This is a genomic window from Paenibacillus nicotianae (assembly GCF_042681745.1).
GTDB lineage: Bacteria > Bacillota > Bacilli > Paenibacillales > Paenibacillaceae > Saccharibacillus > Saccharibacillus nicotianae.
In genome coordinates, this window is record NZ_JBHUGF010000010.1 from 2193806 (window position 1) to 2213398 (window position 19593).

At 38.3% G+C, this 19593-nt stretch carries 18 protein-coding genes; 4 read left to right on the plus strand and 14 right to left on the minus strand.

Going from position 1 to position 19593, the window contains the following annotated elements; all coding sequences use genetic code 11:
- The first annotated feature begins 14 nt into the window (after nt 1–14).
- A complete protein-coding gene (locus tag ACFSGI_RS13710; RefSeq protein WP_204824668.1) occupies nt 15–1397 on the plus strand; it encodes an MFS transporter in 1383 nt (460 codons plus the stop codon).
- 162 nt (nt 1398–1559) lie between these two features.
- Here ACFSGI_RS13710 and yicI read toward each other — a convergent pair whose 3' ends face one another.
- Nucleotides 1560–3872, minus strand: a complete 2313-nt coding sequence (gene yicI, locus ACFSGI_RS13715) for an alpha-xylosidase (RefSeq protein WP_204824669.1) — start codon at nt 3870–3872, stop codon at nt 1560–1562.
- A gap of 690 nt (nt 3873–4562) precedes the next feature.
- Here yicI and ACFSGI_RS13720 point away from each other — a divergent pair.
- Nucleotides 4563–5495, plus strand: a complete 933-nt coding sequence (locus ACFSGI_RS13720; protein ID WP_379283441.1) for a helix-turn-helix transcriptional regulator — start codon at nt 4563–4565, stop codon at nt 5493–5495.
- 143 nt (nt 5496–5638) lie between these two features.
- Here ACFSGI_RS13720 and helD read toward each other — a convergent pair whose 3' ends face one another.
- The 11 genes from helD to ACFSGI_RS13775 all read right to left on the minus strand — a co-directional run bounded on the left by helD (nt 5639) and on the right by ACFSGI_RS13775 (nt 16957).
- On the minus strand, nt 5639–7996 hold the full coding sequence (helD, locus tag ACFSGI_RS13725) for an RNA polymerase recycling motor HelD (RefSeq protein ID WP_204824670.1): 2358 nt from the start codon (nt 7994–7996) through the stop codon (nt 5639–5641).
- A gap of 233 nt (nt 7997–8229) precedes the next feature.
- Nucleotides 8230–8973 (minus strand): type I methionyl aminopeptidase, encoded by a 744-nt coding sequence (gene map / locus ACFSGI_RS13730; RefSeq protein ID WP_204824671.1) that lies wholly within the window; start codon nt 8971–8973, stop codon nt 8230–8232.
- Nucleotides 8974–9382: 409 nt separating this feature from the next.
- On the minus strand, nt 9383–9823 hold the full coding sequence (locus ACFSGI_RS13735) for a MarR family winged helix-turn-helix transcriptional regulator (RefSeq protein ID WP_204824672.1): 441 nt from the start codon (nt 9821–9823) through the stop codon (nt 9383–9385).
- Nucleotides 9824–9876: 53 nt separating this feature from the next.
- The gene (locus tag ACFSGI_RS13740; protein ID WP_204824673.1) at nt 9877–10959 is read right to left on the minus strand and encodes an FUSC family protein; all 1083 of its coding nucleotides are present in this window, start codon (nt 10957–10959) and stop codon (nt 9877–9879) included.
- A 97-nt stretch (nt 10960–11056) separates the two neighbouring features.
- Nucleotides 11057–11593 (minus strand): DUF2062 domain-containing protein, encoded by a 537-nt coding sequence (locus ACFSGI_RS13745; protein WP_204824674.1) that lies wholly within the window; start codon nt 11591–11593, stop codon nt 11057–11059.
- 168 nt (nt 11594–11761) lie between these two features.
- Nucleotides 11762–12502: a glycerophosphodiester phosphodiesterase gene (locus ACFSGI_RS13750; protein WP_204824675.1), complete on the minus strand. Its 741-nt coding sequence runs from the start codon at nt 12500–12502 to the stop codon at nt 11762–11764.
- Between the two features lie 162 nt (nt 12503–12664).
- Nucleotides 12665–14101: a serine hydrolase gene (locus ACFSGI_RS13755; protein ID WP_204824676.1), complete on the minus strand. Its 1437-nt coding sequence runs from the start codon at nt 14099–14101 to the stop codon at nt 12665–12667.
- A 206-nt stretch (nt 14102–14307) separates the two neighbouring features.
- On the minus strand, nt 14308–15330 hold the full coding sequence (locus tag ACFSGI_RS13760) for an ABC transporter substrate-binding protein (protein ID WP_204824677.1): 1023 nt from the start codon (nt 15328–15330) through the stop codon (nt 14308–14310).
- Nucleotides 15331–15542: 212 nt separating this feature from the next.
- On the minus strand, nt 15543–16157 hold the full coding sequence (locus ACFSGI_RS13765) for an alpha/beta hydrolase (protein ID WP_204824678.1): 615 nt from the start codon (nt 16155–16157) through the stop codon (nt 15543–15545).
- Nucleotides 16158–16244: 87 nt separating this feature from the next.
- Nucleotides 16245–16718, minus strand: a complete 474-nt coding sequence (locus tag ACFSGI_RS13770) for a DinB family protein (protein ID WP_204824679.1) — start codon at nt 16716–16718, stop codon at nt 16245–16247.
- A 32-nt stretch (nt 16719–16750) separates the two neighbouring features.
- The gene (locus ACFSGI_RS13775; RefSeq protein WP_204824680.1) at nt 16751–16957 is read right to left on the minus strand and encodes a hypothetical protein; all 207 of its coding nucleotides are present in this window, start codon (nt 16955–16957) and stop codon (nt 16751–16753) included.
- 279 nt (nt 16958–17236) lie between these two features.
- Between ACFSGI_RS13775 and ACFSGI_RS13780 the strand changes: the two genes are divergently transcribed.
- Together ACFSGI_RS13780 and ACFSGI_RS13785 are read left to right on the plus strand one after the other, a co-directional pair.
- The gene (locus ACFSGI_RS13780) at nt 17237–17590 is read left to right on the plus strand and encodes a sigma factor-like helix-turn-helix DNA-binding protein (RefSeq protein ID WP_204824681.1); all 354 of its coding nucleotides are present in this window, start codon (nt 17237–17239) and stop codon (nt 17588–17590) included.
- Nucleotides 17536–17751, plus strand: a complete 216-nt coding sequence (locus ACFSGI_RS13785; RefSeq protein WP_204824682.1) for a helix-turn-helix domain-containing protein — start codon at nt 17536–17538, stop codon at nt 17749–17751. The genes ACFSGI_RS13780 and ACFSGI_RS13785 overlap by 55 nt, the downstream gene beginning before the upstream one ends.
- Nucleotides 17752–17925: 174 nt before the next feature.
- On the opposite strand, the gene ACFSGI_RS13790 is transcribed toward ACFSGI_RS13785, so the two are convergent.
- Both ACFSGI_RS13790 and ACFSGI_RS13795 read right to left on the minus strand, forming a co-directional pair.
- Nucleotides 17926–18528 (minus strand): cupin domain-containing protein, encoded by a 603-nt coding sequence (locus ACFSGI_RS13790; protein WP_204824683.1) that lies wholly within the window; start codon nt 18526–18528, stop codon nt 17926–17928.
- A 163-nt stretch (nt 18529–18691) separates the two neighbouring features.
- Entirely contained in the window at nt 18692–19261 is a 570-nt protein-coding gene (locus tag ACFSGI_RS13795; protein ID WP_204824684.1) for a DUF1572 family protein, read from the minus strand.
- Nucleotides 19262–19593 lie beyond the last annotated feature (332 nt).

The following is a 19593-nucleotide window of genomic DNA, read 5'->3' on the forward strand; positions in this document are numbered from 1 at the left end:
GAGAAATAAAGACTATGGAGCATACTAACAAAGAGAACCTTTTATCAAAAGAAAATATTCCATCCCAACAATCAACATCCTCAATAGAGACCACACCTGTAGCAGATATAGATACAGATGCGCCTTCTCGTCTGTGGACAAAAGAATTTTTGATTTTAACCGCTTGTAATCTGCTTGTTTTTTTGAATTTGCATATGATTTTATCTTCCCTGCCTTTGTATATGCGTGAGCATTTCAATGCAGGCGATTTCTATGTGAGTCTATGTACAAGCTTAATGGCATTAGCTGCTATAGTGTCGCGTCTATTCTCGGCTAGAGCGCTAGAACTTGGTAAACGAAATGTTATTTTGTTTGGTGGATTATTAATCGCTTTACTCGGTACAGTCGGATACTATTTTAGTGCGACGATTATTTTATTGCTGGTGATGCGTGTTATTTTTGGATTTGGATTCGGGATGTACAGTACAACCTTCCCAACAATGGTATCCGATATTATTCCTCGCAAGCGTATGGGTGAAGGTATGGGGTACTTTGGTTTGTCGACTACAATTTCTATGTCGATGGGGCCACTTATCGGTATGAGTATTGAAAAACAATATGGATTTACACCGCTTATTATTATTGGCTCAATATTTATTTTGATACTATTCCCTCTTGCTTATAGCCTTGTCAAAGGACAAGATAAAAAAATAGCTGCGCAAAAAATAGTTGCCGATCAGCGTAAATTAGCTACACAAGCTAAAGCCGCTTCTGAAGGAATAGTTGTTGAAACAACAGAGAGCCCACTTCCTGTCACCAAAGCTTCTGCTTTTGAGAAAAGATTGTTGTTACCTAGTTTGTTAAACTTTTTAATGTCTTTAACTTATGGTGGGCTTGTCAGTTTTATCGCTTTATTTGGCAAAGAAGCTCATCTTGCTAACCCGGGTTACTTTTTCTTATTTAACGCTCTGGCTGTTATTATTGTTCGTCCATTCTCCGGTAAAATCTATGATAGTAAAGGGCCCAAAGCCCTTATTGTACCCGGAGCAGTCATGTTAATTGCGGGTCTATTGCTATTATCCTTTGCTCATTCTACGTGGGGATTATTTGCTTCAGCAATCTGTTATGGTCTTGGATGGGGAGCATTGCAACCTACGATGCAGACATGGATGATTCAAGTGGTCAGTCCACATCAACGTGGAATGGCTAACGGTATGTTCTTGAATTCGCTTGATATGGGTGTAGCGCTTGGGGCAATGATCTTAGGTACGATTGCAGGTATTACCAGTTACACTTCTATGTACCGCTTCTCTGCGCTATTTATCGTTCTTTATATTGTGGTCGGTATTGTATATATGGTCAAAGCCAAAACAACGCCTGCTCAGACTCAGCATAGTATTCATATCAAAATTAAATAAAAACTATATGACAACTCAAAAAGACTGCCCCTACAAATGTAGAAGCAGTCTTTTTTGTATTCTTTTATCCGTAATCAATCTATCTCTATCGATAGCTAGATTATTATCATTTAACAGATATCTGTGATAATTTCTTAACCTACCACAATCAGATGATGCGTATTATAGTGTAACCGTTACTTTTTGATCTTGTGATTTCAAAATTATACCGTGTTCACCAGTCAATTGATTCGCTCCTACTACTCCGCTTACATCTGTAATACCACGTAGAACGATAGACCATGAGTTGAGCGTACCTTCTGTAGAAATATCAATCGTATTATTTTGACGGGAAGCCGTGACTATCGCTTCTTGAACACCTTGCATATTCACAAGACGGATTGAAGTGGATTGTCCTTCTTCTAGCTCAAAAATATGAAGTTCTACACCATCGGTATAATCATAATCAGGTTTATTCTCTTCTGCGCCTAATGCAATAATGCTATTTGGCTTAACCAGTAAAGGCAAATTCATAAAGTCGAATGTCTCGTTATACCAGCGTCCACCCTGTACCACATCTCCTGTTAAGAAGTTTGTCCATTTGCCTTCAGGTACATAATAAGTCGCTAACCCTTCGCTATTAAAGATCGGTGCCACTAATAAGGAATCCCCGAACATGTACTGACGATCTAACGTATGAGTGGTTGGATCTTCATGGAAGTCCAGTACCATTGGACGCATCATCGGTACACCTTGTTCAGACGCATTAACAGCCGCATCGAATAGGTAAGGCATCAGGCGACATTTCAGCTTGGTAAATGCACGTAATACATCAACAGACTCTTCATCGAACAACCACGGTACACGATACGATTCATTACCATGCAGACGACTATGCGAAGACAACATACCAAATTGTACCCAACGTTTATATACTTCTGGTGCAGCCGTCATTTCAAACCCTGAAATATCATGACTCCAGAATCCAAAACCAGACACTCCTAGAGACAATCCACCACGTAGCGATTCTGCCATCGATTCAAATGTAGAAGAGCAATCGCCGCCCCAGTGTACAGGGAATTGTTGTCCACCAACTGTAGCGGAACGTGCGAATAATGCAGCTTCATTTTTGCCTAGCGTTTCTTCTAATAGTTCAAATACCACTTTGTTATATAAGAAAGTGTAATAGTTATGCATTTTTACAGGATCAGAGCCATCATAATAGACAACATCGGTCGGAATACGCTCACCAAAGTCTGTTTTGAATGAGTCTACCCCTTGATCAATAAGCACTTTCAACTTGCTCTTATACCATGCGACTGCTTCTGGATTGGTAAAATCGACTAAGCCCATTCCAGCTTGCCATAGATCCCATTGCCATACACTTCCATCTTTACGTTTGACTAGATATCCATTTTCCATACCTTCATCAAATAAATAGGATTTCTCTGCGATATACGGATTGATCCAAGCGCAGATTTTGAGCCCTTTTTCTTTCAAACGAGTAAGCATGGCTTCCGGTTCCGGGAACATCCGCTCATCCCAGACAAAATCACACCATTGGTATTCACGCATCCAGAAACAGTCAAAATGGAACACAGACAATGGAAGATCGCGCTCTTTCATCCCATCGACAAAATGATTTACAGTGGCTTCATCATAATCAGTTGTAAATGAAGTCGTTAACCACAGTCCAAATGTCCAAGCTGGTGGCAATGCAGGCTTACCTGTAAGTGTCGTATAGTTATCCAATACTTCTTTTGGATTTCGACCACCGATAATATAGTATTCTAAGCTTTCGCCTTCTACACTAAATTGTACTTTGGATACATTTTCAGAAGCGACTTCATATGAGACTTTTTCAGGATGATTAACAAACACACCATACCCTTTGCTAGAAAGGTAAAATGGAATATTTTTGTACGCTTGCTCACTACTCGTACCACCATCTTCATTCCAGATATCAACAACCTGACCGTTTTTGACAAACGGTGTGAAGCGTTCACCTAATCCATAAATATATTCGCCGATCCCTAATTCCAATTGTTCGCGGAAAAAGACGGTATCTTCAGGCCCATTAATATAACCAGGTCCCCGATGAACACTACCTGTTAAATGACGACCTGCATAATCAAAGCTAATGCCCCAATTGCTATTTTTACGAATAGTTGCTGTCAAATCACCTGATTGAAATACAGTACGTTCTTCATCTTCGATCACTTGAATATCAGTCTCTAATTGAGCCAGTTCAAATTCAGGCAGTTTTTTGATTCCACCTTTATGATGATTAAATTGTACTTTGATCACGTTTGGCATTGGAGAACTCAAAGAAGCTTTGAGCAATGTTCCATTTAACGTATCGCCTTTATGTACAATTTTTTTGGTAGCTGCATATACAGTTAACTCATCATTTTTGCTCACAATATCGCGAATATCTACAGGATGTTGCATACTATATCCTTTGCGTGTCATCCAATAACCATCAGTAAATTTCATGTTAGTTCCTCCAATAGTCTTCATTTGATCATTAAAATGTATTTGTGCAAATCACTTGCCTATAGTTATAATAATATTGATAAAGAAAGCGCTTTTCTTCTTTTATTTTGATCATATGTGTAAGGATATTGATCTTTGGCTGATATGGTGAGAAGTGTATGATCTTTGATGTGGGGGTGCTGCGTGAAGGAAGCTGTGCTTGTCGTCGCTGGTGAAGGAAAATGCTTTGAATCACTGCTGTAGCAGTTAGCATTTTTCTTCAAAGGCGATCGCTTCGCTCTTTCAGCACTGCTTCCTTCCCTCCGCTCGTGGTGGGAGATCATCCACTTCTCACAAGAATGCAGGAAATTTCAATAAGGTGGTGAGTAGTGGGAATGGATAAGAATCAAAAAATGAAATTGGCAAGCGAGATGTTGATTGCTAATCATATGAATAGTGATATGGAATTTAGCTTTTAATGATAGATATAACAAAAGAAAGTTCTGAGGAAATAAAAGGTAATTTTCAAAAAAACTATAGGTACTTTTGAACATGAACATGATAATTGAAATATTAATCTAATTTTTACAGAAGCTAATGAGTGTGATAAAAGAGATTGAATGACAACAGTGATTGTAAGAATGATCTATTAGTAGGGCGTGAAGCCGCTCTAATGCATATAATATTATAATATTTAAGGCGGTGAGGTCGTTGATTCAGGAGCAGTTGCGGGAAGAGTTAAAAGAAGATCGGATTCATGGGAGTCTGATGTATCCAGTGAGTGTGTATCCTATGGATGATATTGAAGAAGAGACAGTGCTGGAGTGTCACTGGCATGAAGAACCGGAATTGATTTTGGTCACACAAGGAAGAGCGTTGTTTCAGATTGGAACGATTCCTTATGAAGTACATGCGGGTGAAGCAATATTTGTGAATAGTGGTGAGATCCATACCGCGTATCAGATCGAGCATGAATCCTGTAGCTTTGTAGCGACTGTATTCAGTATGTCGCTGTTAAATAGTGCAGGGTATGATATGGTACAAGCGCGATTTATCGATCCTTTAGTACGCAAGCAAATAGTATTACCTGTGCATATTCGCGGACAGGAAGTCTGGGAACACGAAGTGTTGAAATTATTAACCGCTATTGTCGATATCAACAAACAACAGACAGCGACATGTGAATTGACGACAAAAGCGTATCTTTATCTTATTTTTGCACAAATGATTGAACATATGGATACTCAGGTCACTCCTTTGCCTGCACCGAGTGATAAAGTAGAACGGCTCAAAACAGTACTCGGTCATATTCATGATAACTATCAGCAACCGTTACGTTTGCGAGAATTAGCTGAACAGATCAATATGAGCGAAGGGCATTTTTGTCGCTTTTTCAAAAGTCTCACTCAAAAAAGCCCGATCGATTATATCAATCGGTATCGGACGCAACAGGCTTGCCGGTTACTCCAAAGCAGTGATCGCAAAATTGTCGATATTTCTCTTGAAGTGGGATTTGATAGCTTGAGTTACTTTATCTCTGTATTCAAGCAACATCGAGGTTCTACTCCTTCTCAATATCGTAAACAGACCAATGGTGTCTCTAATTCATTGATTACTGAATTGCAAAAAAGCCGGCTAGAATAAAGATAAGATCATAGGATCACGATCTACCAAAAAAGGAGAACAACAGTAATTGTCTACTGATGTCCTCCTATAGTGTATGGCTTGTTTACTTATTAAGCGATCATATTTCTATTGAACTGCTCTGATATCATCATCTACTATATTTAACCGCGATGATCATTGAGTATATAACGTTCCGCTTCCATATCTGTAATAAATGGGGTCACTTCATCGATAGCATATAAATGTAACAAATGCATCGCCCGCGTACACGCTGTATAAAATAGTTTGCGTTCTGCTTCACGATGATATTGTTGACTGGAAGCATCGTATAGTACAACAGCATCAAATTCTACACCTTTAGCAAGATAAGCCGGAATAATAACTGTTCCTTTTTCAAAAGCAGGCGTATTTTTAGTGATTTTGCGCAGTGTAATCTGTTCTTTAAGCACTTGATAAGCTTCTTCACATTCACTTTCTGTTTTGCAAATAATCGCTGTATACTGATAACCCTGTTGTTGAAGTCCATGAATATCTCGAATAATATCGTTATGCATCGATTCCCGATCATCATACAGTGAGACTTGAGGTTTATCTCCGCGGCGATTAAATGGAATAATATGCTCTCCACCTTTGATCATACCACGGGTAAAATCTACAATCTCATATGTCGAACGATAACTGCGCGTCAAACGAATAATCTCACTGTTTTCTTTACCATATAGCTCTAATAACGGATCTTCTTCATCAAACACAGAATTATGGCTATAAATCGCTTGATTCAGATCACCTAATGCAGTCATGCGAGCACGCGGGAATAATCGTTTCATAAATTCCAACTGGAACGGTGAATAATCTTGCACTTCATCGACAATCACATGCTTAATCGCATGGTTGGAACGGAATCCTTGTAGTTGTTCTTTAAGATAGAGATAAGGTGTTGCATCTTCATATCCCAATTCTCCTTGATCCAGACGACTCACCGTTTGACGGGCAAAATCTTCCCATCCTTCAGGCAATAGACCATTGTTGATTTTGGCAAATAACACTTCATCGGTAAACATTTTGCGATAAACGGCTTTGATATCTGCAAAGCGAAGTCGTTTGACCCATTTACGTAATGGTTTGAGCCAATCATTTACAACCATACGTGCTGCTAATTCTGCTTCTAATTGAAAATCATCAAAAGAAGGCATTTTACCTTTTTGCTTACGACGCATCATTGTATATGCACGATGATAATCATCGGTGCTCATCAACTGTACTTGTTCTTCTACCCATGCTTCTTTACGCTCTTTGCGTCCAAATAGACTGACTTCTTTAAGCAACCAATCACGCATCAATTCAATCCGATTACCTAATTTGACAGCCGAATCAAAGCCATAGAATTTGTCTAGCATCTGTTGACGGGTTACGATATCTCTACCTTGAAAACGGATCGGACGGAATACCATGCCTTCTGTTAATAGTAGCTCGGTATAACGACGAATCGCTTTGAGATAAGTCGCTGATGATTTGTAACGGATTCCTTGCACGCGTGCATCATGTTCCAGATCATCTCTCCAGGCTAACAAATATTCCATTTGTGAAAAGACATCTTCCAGATCAAATTCTCTTCCGATACGACGTTCCAGATACGCCTGAAATGTAGTCTGTAACATATTCTCTTCGCCAAGCTCTGGCAATACGGTAGAGACATAACTATTAAACATCGAGTTCGGAGAAAAGAGTACCATCTGATCGGCGCGCAAGCTATCTCGGTAGCGATACAATAAGTAAGCTACACGTTGTAACGCTGCTGACGTTTTACCGCTTCCTGCCGCTCCCTGTACAACCAATAGACGACTACGATCGTTACGGATGACGCTATTTTGTTCTTTTTGAATTGTTGCTACGATATTTTTCATCTGATTATCGGCGGTATGACTCAGTACTTGCTGTAACAATTCATCGCCAATAGTAACCCCTGTATCGAACAATACATCTATTTGGGCATCACGAATCACAAACTGTCGTTTCAACTCCATATGCCCTTCGATATTCCCTACAGGTGTCCGATACGATGCTTTTCCAGGTGCTCCATCATAATAAAGGCTGGATACCGGAGCACGCCAGTCATAGATCAAGAATGTCTCTTCATCATCATCTAAAAAAGAACCAATTCCCAAATAGATATGATCTGTTGCAGGTTCACCCACTTCTTTAAAATCGATCCGTCCAAAATAAGGAGAACCTGACAAACGACGCAATTTATCCAATGTAAGACTGGAACGTTTGTGAGCTAATTCGATCTCGGTCAATACCTGTGATTGCTGACGTAGACTTGTTGACGTTTCCCCTACATCATCCGGCTCACTGAAGTTGACTGTAACTTCATCCCAGAAGTCTTTACGCATACCGACTACATCGCCACGCGCTGCTCCAACTTCTTGTTCAAGCACAGCCATTTTGCGATTAATTTTGGTCGTTACATCATCTACGCGTGCTTGTTCATCTTTCCAGTCCTGATCATCTATTGCCATATTAGATCATCTCCTTTGTCTCTATCTAAATATTCTATGCAAATATACATTTGACAATATATATTAATTATGTTATGTTAATTCTATATTGATAATTTTGGTATATTTATGCTATTTTGCAGACCAAATTTTATTGTACGCTCATCTATTACAAATTGCAAATATCAAAGCCGCATGTCTGGAATCATCCAGCAATGCGGCTTTTTTGATACATACTTGCCTTTATATCTTTTTTATTTAGTCAAAATAATAGGCTCGCCTTTGGTGATAATCATCGTATGTTCGTATTGAGCTACAAAGCTACCATCATCTGTTTTGAGTGTCCAACCATCATTACCTTCTGCTACTTCTTCCGCTTTGGTAGATACGAATGGCTCATAAGCAATAACCATTCCTTCTTTCCATAGTCCGTTATCAGTAGGATCGTAATAGCTCAAAATATATTCAGGATCATCATGTAATGATTTTCCGATACCATGTCCGGTTAAGTTAGTAATGATCTTGAATCCTAATTTTTTGGCTGTATTGTAAGTAGCTTTGCCTGCATTGCTTCGCTTAGAACCTGCACGAATTTTTTGAGCTCCAGCTTCAAATGCCAGAATAGAAGCTTCGCATAATTGTGTTAATTTGGGATCACCGTTACCGACTACAAATGATACACCTGTATCTGCAAAATAACCATCTAACGAAGCAGATACATCTACATTCACCAGATCGCCTTCTTGAATAATTCGATCACCTGGAATGCCATGAGCCACTTCTTCATTTACACTAATACAAGTAAATCCAGGGAAATCATACGTCACTTTAGGACCTGATAATGCACCATGTTGTTCCAACAATTTAGCCGCATGAAGATCTAGATCGATCGTACGCATTCCTGGTTTGGTCATTTCTTTTAATTCATCACGAATAATTGCAACAACTTTACCTATTTTTTTTAATCCTTCGATATCTTGTTCTGTTTTGGCAATCATATCTTTTTCTCCTTTGTCGTAAACGTCAGGAAGCGCCGACAAATAAGCAGGTATATGTTTACCCGTTTTTGTCGGCGACTTCGTGTCGCACTTCTGTATCATTCCTGATTCATCTTCTAGACCATATTCTATATTGTATAATTAATCTGATCAGGTTACAAATAAACATGTCTAACAACGATCTACTATTATATCTGATAAACACCATAAAAAAAAGAGAAAGGCATCACCTTTCTCTTTTTTAATTGATATGACAATCGATTGCCATGCAACTAACACTTGATATAAGTTGATGTAAACATCAGCTATATGTTTATCCAGTTTACAGTTACATAGATAACGACTAAATAGGTATCTTCTTCACATCGAATGATAACTATTGTACAAATTTGTAATACTATGTGGAACTTTAATCCAAATTATCGATAATACGATCAAGCATTTTGATAGTTGTATTACGTTCTTCTACTGTAAATCCATTAAATACTTCTTCGATCGTTTGACTGGCTTTATCGCCTAGATCGTCTACAATACTACGGCAATAATCAGTCAAATAAATAAGATTGGTACGACGATCATCAGGATGAGGTACGCGTACCACCATCCCGCGTTTGATCATATTATCGATTAACCTCGATACACTGGGTTGATCTTTACGAGACAGACGTGCAAGACGATTCTGTGTCTGCCCGTCCCGTCTCCATAAGAATGAAATCAAAATCCATTGTTCATGTGTAACTGGATAGCCACCGTCACGAAAATATTGATTTAAGCGATTGTGTGCCAGACGTGTAGCGATAGAAAGTTTGTAACCAATTGAGTTCTCTAATGTGTAGGGGATATTTGTCATTCCCATAAGTCTCCTTTTAAACAGTCATCTTCGATGTATCGACTTGGGTAGTATTACTTCCAAGGCCAAGTCGGAAAATTTCTGCGTTCCTGTTTCTCTTCGTTTTCTTTTTCAACTGCATCATGTTTAGAACTGGTGTGATCTACTAAGCGATTAAGGCGTTCTAATTGATAGCCATAATCATACATCACAGCGGCTACAATAGACAACCTTAGCACACCGCTAAAATTTTCTTGATAACGATCAATCATGGTATCCAAAAATTGATCATTTGCTTGTTCTACTTCTTCAGCCTCATGGCCATCATTTTTAATCTTATTATCTAGCTTCAGCAAAATATGCTCATGGAACTTAATCAACTGTTCCAGATGATTGTCGAAATAATCATCTAATTGTGGAGTACGTTCTGCTTGAAAATAATGTTGCTCTATAGCAGTTAGTACATCTACTCCTTTCCTAAGCGCTGTTAGCATTTGTTTATTTACAACAATGTGTCGATGTCGGCTGAAAGAAGCTCGTTTTAATTTTTTCAGTTCTTCTTCCATCAGATTGTACTTATCGCTCAAAGACTGGATCGAATTTTCCAGCGCTTTTTTTTCTTCGCGAAATACAGATTCTTTGATTTCATCTGAAACGGCTGTCCGTAATAGCAAAGATAATTTAGCGAATGTATTCTCAATCTGCCCTTTAAATTGTTCTAATGGCTTAGGTGGTGCAACCAGTATATTAATTAAAAAGGCAGATACGATACCAATAATACTGAGTGAAAAACGATTAAGTGCAAATTGCCATTGACCTGAAGCTTCCATTACCGAAATAACAGTAACTAGCGTCAGTCCAATCGTATCTCCCATTTTGAGACGCAAACAAATCATAATCACCACAACACACATTAAGCCAATCGCAATCGGCTCATTAGAGAAAAACATCCCTCCAAGTAGTGCTAGTATGGCTCCTAATGTATTGGTCTGAATCTGATCCAGAAAATAACGAAAAGAGCGGTAAATCGATGGCTGCATCGCAAAAATAGCGGCAACAGCAGCAATTACCGGTGGCGTCAGATTAAGCCAGGAGCTAATGTACAAAGCAAGCGTAACCGCAATTCCGGTTTTGAGCATGCGGGCTCCAAAATTCACATGTGTTCCTCCTTCTGAATGATACGGGTTCGAGTAGATTAATCTTTGAGTATAATAGTTGTTGCGAAAATAGTGGAATATATAGTATTACCCCAGATTAGTCCTTTTGTGAAGCAGAAGGATGAACTTTTTTGCCTCGCAGTCTACGTAGCAGCGGTACACGATACTTTAACATCACCCATTTGATCACAATATAAATAACAATAGCAAAAATAACACTGTTTACAGCAGCACCTGTAATAAAATCAACCCCTGCATCACGCCAATGATGAGACTGGTGTATCGGTTGCATATAATCTTCGGGCCAGTCTGGAATATCAATATTAGGCATACTTGCAGGAAGACGAGAAGAACGCCACAAGGTCACCAAAAAATGCCCTGTATGGTAATTGAGAAAAAACGTCAATGGCCATACAAAAGAATCCAGTGAAGCAGCAAAAATCGCTGCTGGCATCGCTCCTTTGAACAGACGCGTTAATCCTAACGATAGTATGGGACCGATACCAATTAACGGATACCAGCTTGGAAATAATCCTACCGAAAAACCTATAGCTACTTGATGTGCTCCTTTTTTTAAGCGAAGCAGGCGAATCATATTTAATTTCAAAAATCGTCCCGGGTGAATTTTTTTCATCAGGACCTCCAATCAGAGCCTTATCCATGTCAGTATTCCTTATTGTAACTCGTTCTTTTACGTAAAGAAAGTCTGACTATATGAATTTTGTCGAAACGTGACAAAAAGCGCCCTTCCGTATGATAACGGCATTAGGCGCTCGGAAATGTATAGCTGTATAGGTTACATTTATATCACAATTTTGTCTTTTAATAATTGGGCGAGAATATCAGGATAATCGGTGATAATACCGCCTACTTGCATATCGATCAGCTTACGCATGATAGCAGGGTCATTAACTGTCCATACATTGTAAATAACACCTGCTTGTTGTGCTTGTTGAACAGCTTCTGCTGTCACTGTAGCATAATGAGAATGTAAAGCGGTAGCGCCTATACTGTTCGCATAATTCCACGGTCTTACTAGATTTTCGACATACAAAATACCTGTCTGTATATCCGGTGCTAATTGCTTACAAGTTTCAAGTGTATAGTGATCAAAGCTTGAAATCACTACACGATCGGCTAGACCATATTCATGGATAGCATCGACTAATTTCTGTTCGATCCCTATGTACGGTTCAATATTATTTTTGATCTCAATATTAAGGATCATCTCTGTGGATGCGATCCATGCTAGTAATTCACTCAATAATGGCACATGTTCATTAGCAAATTCTTCGCTATACCATGAACCGGCATCTAATGTTTTAATTTCATCATAAGTTACATCTTTGATCTGACTATCATAACCGGTAGTACGTTTTAAATTTTCGTCATGAATAAGAACAAGCTGTCCATCTTTGGTCATTTGTACATCCGTCTCAATCCCGGTTGCTCCCAATTCCAAACTTTTCTCAAAAGCCGCCATTGTATTCTCCGGGCAATATCCGGAAGCTCCTCTGTGCGCGTAATTGATGATCGATTTCATGGAATAGCTCCTTTTCGATATAGATGATTTGTAATCTCAGTATTCTATTTTACCAATTATACACTTTAATGATTAGCAGAATATAAAAAAAACCACCTTTTTCTATATGCTAAAAGGTGGTTTTTTTTCAAAAGCTGTTCCTATCCTGATTCATTGTAAATATTATTTTACAAGTGCTTTATTCGCTAATACTTGTGTATCAGCCAGCATTTTTTGCATATCCATACCATAATGATTGCCAAGTAGGATCACAAGCACATCATCATCTAAATTATGCGTAAATCCTGTCGCATAACCTGTGCCGCTACCATTATGATAGATGGTGCGTTTACCATCTACATTTTTGATCAAAAAGGCGTAGCCATAGGGCTTCAGATCGGAATACGTTGTAAACATTTTGTTGACTGTATCTTCACTCAAAATCGTATGATTATCAAACGATTTGTACCATTTCATCATATCGTCCAGTGTCGAATAAAATGTACCTGTACCGGATTGAGAAACATAGTATCCTGCTTCATCCCACGCATCGCCGTCTTTGACATAACCAGTGATCGTTTTGGTTGCAGGTGTAGTCTCGCCAGTATCTTTCATATTCAATGGATCAAGGAATGTGTGTTGAATATACTGTCCATACGATTCACCCGATACTTGTTGAATAATATAAGCTAGCAATACATAACCCTGATTACTATAGTTAAATCGTTCACCTGGCTCAAAACGTAATGGTTTTGTTTTGATTTCATCCACAGTCTGCTCTAGCGTCATGCCTTCTGTACGGGTAAAGTTAGAGTTAAAGCCTGCGGTATGAGATAACAGCATATGCACTGTAATTTCATTACCACGCGGGAAATCTGGAATATAATCGGATAGATGATCTGTTAATTTTACTTTGCCATCTTCGATCAATTTCATAACGGCTGATGCAGTAAATGATTTGCTTAATGAAGCGATACGAGATTTGCCATCAGGTGGTGTTGCTTTTTCGCCACCAGCTAATCCGTATCCTTTACGCATAATCACTTTTCCTTTATAAGCTACTAGAGCTAGACCTGAATAATTTTGAGCTTGTAAATACGTATCTACTGTTTTGGCAGAGCTTGCATATACAGTAGATTGATCTGGCGTCAAATTAATCGTTGTTACTTCAGGTGTAGAGCTTACTGTCAAATTAGCTTTGAGTGAATCTGACAAAAAGCGTGCCGGAACCATCATCGTACCGTATACATTACGAGAGACTTCTGGCATTTCAATCTCATATCCATCTAATGTAATCTTATTGGTATTCGGCGTATGTACAACCTTATCTCCATGACTATACATAACAACAGAACGAGTCGATGCATCCCATTGCGCTGTTGCTCCTAATTCACGAGCAGCTTGACGTAAAGGAACCAATGTTGTGCCTTTAGTTACAAATGGTGCAGTTTCCCAAGTCACTTCTTTGCCCGCAATCGTAATTACAGCAGGCTTGTCTGTACTTGCTGCTTGAGCTTTGGGAGCGATATGCGAAGCAGGTGCAATAGAAACAGTAAGTGCAGAAACGATTAACAATTTGGTCGCTAAGGATACCCAATTGCTCTTTTTAACAAATGTCATAACGGTAAAATCCTCCTAAATCAGATGTAGCATTAAAACGCATGCTCACGTAGCCGATAATATGCAGCAATATCTATTATAGTAGTTCAGCCTTCGTACAAGCAAGGCGAATCCACAATGAAATATGCAATTGATCCAAAAACATCGTCATAGTGTGTACGCTTTGCTTGACCTAAAAGTTGTGCTTATCTCTGATTTTGTTGATGTTATGACGATGTGGTTAGCTGTTTTACAGCATCTTTGATCTTCAATTCATCTGCAATCGGCCCTGTACTGATCCAGTACTTTGCATTTACAGAATACATATGATGATTTTGTACAGCAGGTAGCGCTTGCCAGATCGGTGATTTTTGCAATTCAGCAAATTCTGCCTGATCTTTTTGCAAATCTTCACTTGTTCCTCCTGCACTGCCTGATGTAACGAATACATAATCAGCGTTCACTTCAGGAAGTACTTCTGTCGACAGATTTACATTTTGCTTATCTGGATTGTCTTTCTGCAATTGATATACCAGTGGCATAGGTTGCAGTCCAAGATCGTTGTACAACATGCCTGCATAGCCAGGTAATGTTTGACCTTCTTTATTCTGATACCCTGGCAGATATAAGCGTATATCTTTGCTTGTTGTCCGTAAAAAAGCGATCGTTGCTTTATCACCCACAGCTCGAGTAATATCAGCTTTGGCTTGTTGAACCTGATCATTATGATCGGTTATGACTTGTTGAGCTTGATTTTCCAGATCTAATGCTTTACCTAATTTAACTATAGAGCTTTTCCAATCTTCACGATCATACACAATCGTAGGAGCAATTAAGCTCAACTGATCATATGTAGTTCGATCAATCGTGGCACTGGCTACGATCAAATCAGGCTGTGCATCGGCAAAAGCTTCTAGATTGGCTAAGCCACTATCCATATTTAGAATAGATACCTGTTGTGCTTTGAGACGATCTTCCAAATAATAATTTTCGCCAACCGATACTCCTAACACTAATGGAGCTTTGAGCGAAAGTAACATATCTTCAAGATTGTATGAAGCGATACGTTTAGGATGTAATGGAATCGCTGTGGTTCCGAATAGATGTTCTACCGATTGAGTCTGTGTATCATCAGTTTTACTTGTAGCTGTTGATAAGTCAGATGAACCTGTAGCACCACAGCCTGCTATAACTATACATAGGGTAAGGATAGATACAGATAACAATGTACGTATTGATAATAAATTCATTTCTTCACTCCTTTGATTTATTGAGAATAATTCTCATTTATAAATATAACATAGTATTTGCTTTTATGAATCTAAACATTTCTAATTTTATTTGTTTGAGTATATTTCTACACCAAAAAGCCTTCTATTCCTTTGAAAGATAACTGCCAATCAAAGAGGTATAGAAAGCTTTACTTATCAGATCATTCATCTATATCGATAACTATTTTCTATTATAAAAATTCATTATATTGGATAACCACTTGTCTCAAAAAGTGTAACGATTTCTCTGTATTGGACGATTCCAAAGAATGATTGGCTTCTGGTAACACAATAGTCTCCATCTGTTGCAGATGTTTTACTTTTTCACGACTGCTCTGGCTGAACATTGGATCATCTGTACCGTATAACAATAACCCTTGCGATTGAGTAATATAAGTCAGTGTCTGATCGAGCGGAGTTAGAAACAAATGACGCACAGGCAATGCTTTATATTGGTCAAATACTCCTCCTGCTACTAATGTACCGAGACTTTTGCTAATACTGATATAGTTGGTATAGTCATGCACATTGGATTGACGAATCACTTCTGTACACTCTTTGACCAGAATATCCATTTGATCGGATTCCAATTCGGTTCGAGCTGCTTGATAGCCATACTCTAATTGAAGAACATCGTTTCCTTTTTCCAGAGCAATTTGTGTCGCATAGTATAGTAAAGAACGTTCGCAAGAATAACTTTTACCCGGAAATAAAATCACAAGTGTAGAAGAGCCTTGTGTGATATGTATATGTCTGCATGTTGTTCCCCAATAAGACTGGGTTTCGATAATTTTGCGTTTCAGCATTATATTCCTCCTATCCCAATAATGTGATCATTCCACAAGCACAGGTATATACTTGATTTACAACAAAAGAGTCTTATACCTGCTTTGTTATACTGTTAATCCTCTACGAATAAGATTGGCGCTGACAGGTTCACGCCCTACTTCGCGCGCCCAGATCGATAACTGCCCTATATGATGAATCTCATGGGCAATCACATGACGCATCACTTCTCCATATGTTAATTGTTCTGTAGAACCATCTTTACGTACATTATGCAGAATCTTCGTTTCTTGATCAGATGTCCATGCTTTTACATATCCGCCTACTTCTATATGCAATTGAGACGATAACGCGCGTAATCGCTCTACCGTCTGATAATCTGCAAAATCAGTAAGCAAGCTGTGTTGATCTCTCAAATCATTAATCCAGCTATATTCTACATCAATAATATGATAGAGCGTATACAAGATACTCCCGACTCCGCCGGTACGTTGTTGCAATAATTCTTGTTGGGATAATGATTCACACCAGTCGAACCATTCTTGTCGTACCTGCCAGTTATAACGAAACAACATTTCCATAGCTCTCTCTCCGTTCTCTCGATATAAGTATGCTACTGAAAACAATGATACAGATACGTTTTGCCATTCATACTACGCTGATCTGGATCATAGATATGAGAAGTAAGTAATTGTTCTACCGTTAAGGAAAGAATAAATTTCTGCAACTGAATCTGATCATCAAATTGCAAACGCAGTACCTGATCATGCTTGTCATCTTCTAATGTAATATCCCAAGTTCCTATATTCGCGTTTGTCATTTACAAGCACTCCTTGTTGATATGTGTTATCCCATAGTATACATGACATCCTCTTATTTTTCCTACCATTTCCTCTGCCTGATTTTACAAATAAAATGACTTTGCGATAGAACTATGAGCAAGCTATTTATCTATATCACAATTGTATGTGTTAAAAATATCAACTGGATGATAAGGTACTTCTGTTTTATTATGTAATTTTTTCCTTATTCAAGTTGTATTTTTATCCAAATTTTTACTATAGATATGAAAGCTATTTTATCGCAAAGGAGGTACATCATGTCAGACCTAACCACCAATCAGACGTACGAACGCTATAAGCAACAACTTCAGCGGATCGCGTGGCGCTTACAATATCGTACCCATACACGCCTCCGCAAAGAATTACCTATCTTATATGACTTTAGTAGTTCGCCTTCTTTTACAGAAGAAGTCGATTCTCAATTACTGGTAGAGCAGTGGATTCATTCTCTACCTACTGTCAAAGAACAAGAAATTATACATTCTCTCTTTATTCAAGAAAAAACCGAAAAACAAGTTGCCCAACAATTTAATATTTCACAACAGGCGGTGAGCAAATGGAAAAAGAAAGCACTTCAATCCATCTATCAGAAGATGAATTATGCCAATTGATTCGTCAAGCAGCTACATCCGACAAAAATGCTTTGCAAAAGGTTATTGATTTGTTTGAACAAGAAATGATTGCATTAAGTCGATTTATTAAAATGCCCCAGGAAGATGCTTTGCAGACTCTGAAGCTTGCACTGATCGAACTTATTTTAAGCGGCTTTTAAAACAACAAATAAGATCGTTTCTAGAAAATATAGGAATGATCTTATTTGTTCGTTTTTAATCCAAATATATAGACATAATAATACCCGATATCCTCTGCAAGATGACTCCAGAGGATATCGGGTATTTGAGTACCGTTAGTCAGAAAGAGCGTGCTTACTGATAGTAAACCTTACTTACTTTTTGCATTTTTTGCTGTCTTTATCATCGGTGTCTTCATCCGAGCGTGGATCATTATCGGTATCTGTGCCTACTTTCAGTGTATCATCTGTTTCTGGATCAGCAGGGCCAATCACTACCGTACTTGTGATCGGAGACACCAATTCTTCATAATCTTCTGCTGGAATACCATACGCTAGATCGAACACTTCTCCCGGTGTAAATCTTAAAATATCGGAACCGGCAACTGTCGTAGGTTCGTTGTTATTAAATACAACCAGAATATGCGTTTTGTCTGTTAGTGGTGTAATCCAATGCCAGTACCCTTGTGGAATAAATAGCACATCCCGAGCTTTAAGATGATATTTCTGCAACTGTTTGTATACAGGATCGAAAATAACAAATTCTAGCTCGCCTTCAATAACATAATCGTATTCCGCCGAGTTGGGATGCCAGTGTGGCTCACGAATATTACCTTTGGTCATATACAAATCAGTTGAGGCGACCCCTTCAAGTGAAGGAATTTGCGAAACATTCGTTTCATACCCTACATTGTTTGCGTTACGACGAAATAATACATTACCTTGTGTGTTAAATTTTAGATTCGGTGATCCTGCCATTTGAATATCCACCCTTCTCTTATCCATCATAGTGTTAGGTTCGAAAAGGAATCCGGTAAGGAGTCGCTATTCCCTGGCGTGCATCCTTCCGTTTCGTTCCTACACTGGTATGGTAATTAGAGCGTGATGTATACAACCTGATTATCGATTTATTTTTAATTGATTATTGTTTTAATTCACTATCAGTAAAATGGCGTATCCCTTTTTCTTGTTCAAATTTGTTTTGATTGTACGTAGCAGAGCTTTTGCGAGGAATGGATAAGCTAGTCCATTCACTGGTTTTGAGCATTTTGGCAATATACACTATTTGTCCTACATGATAAGGATAATGAGCAAGCTGTCGATTGATTGCTTCAAGCAATGTATGCCCTTCATTACGAATATAGATAATCTGTTCTAACTGCTGAGGTTTCACTTGATCCAGCGTATTAAATAAACATTGCCATCCTTCCTCCCACTTGCTGATAACGTCAGCCGCTGTAACAAGATCATTTTCAAATTCTGCATCTCGATTTCGCCACTCTTTCTCCCCATCCGTTGTAAATATCTCTGTCCATCGTGAAAGCATATTGCCCCATAAATGCTTGACGATCATCGCAATACTGTTACTTTCTTCATTTGGAATCATAAATAACTGATTTTCTTCTAACTGAGCCATCGCTTTATCACCGAGCGTTTTATAATATAGAAATTGCTTACGGGTACTAGATAATATATTAGTATAGATATCCATAACATTAACCTCCACTATTTGAATAGGATAGTATTGATCTTACATTGTATTTTAAAGCAATATGGATATCACTCCCAATTATTTTTTATCATGTAAGCGATTAAATATTTGTATAAGCTTGATTTATCACTTTACAAATGTCGACTATATGCCGAAATATACAGTACTACCTTTGTCATTTTTTATCAAAATATAGGAGATTTACAGATTTGCGATTAGCATGAGTACGATCAATTGCAGTATGATAGATAAATTGTAGTCTTTTCTCCTCAAAAAATGTTACTGATTAATAACTTTTTGTTTTGTTTAACCATGTATGTACGCTATTTGTA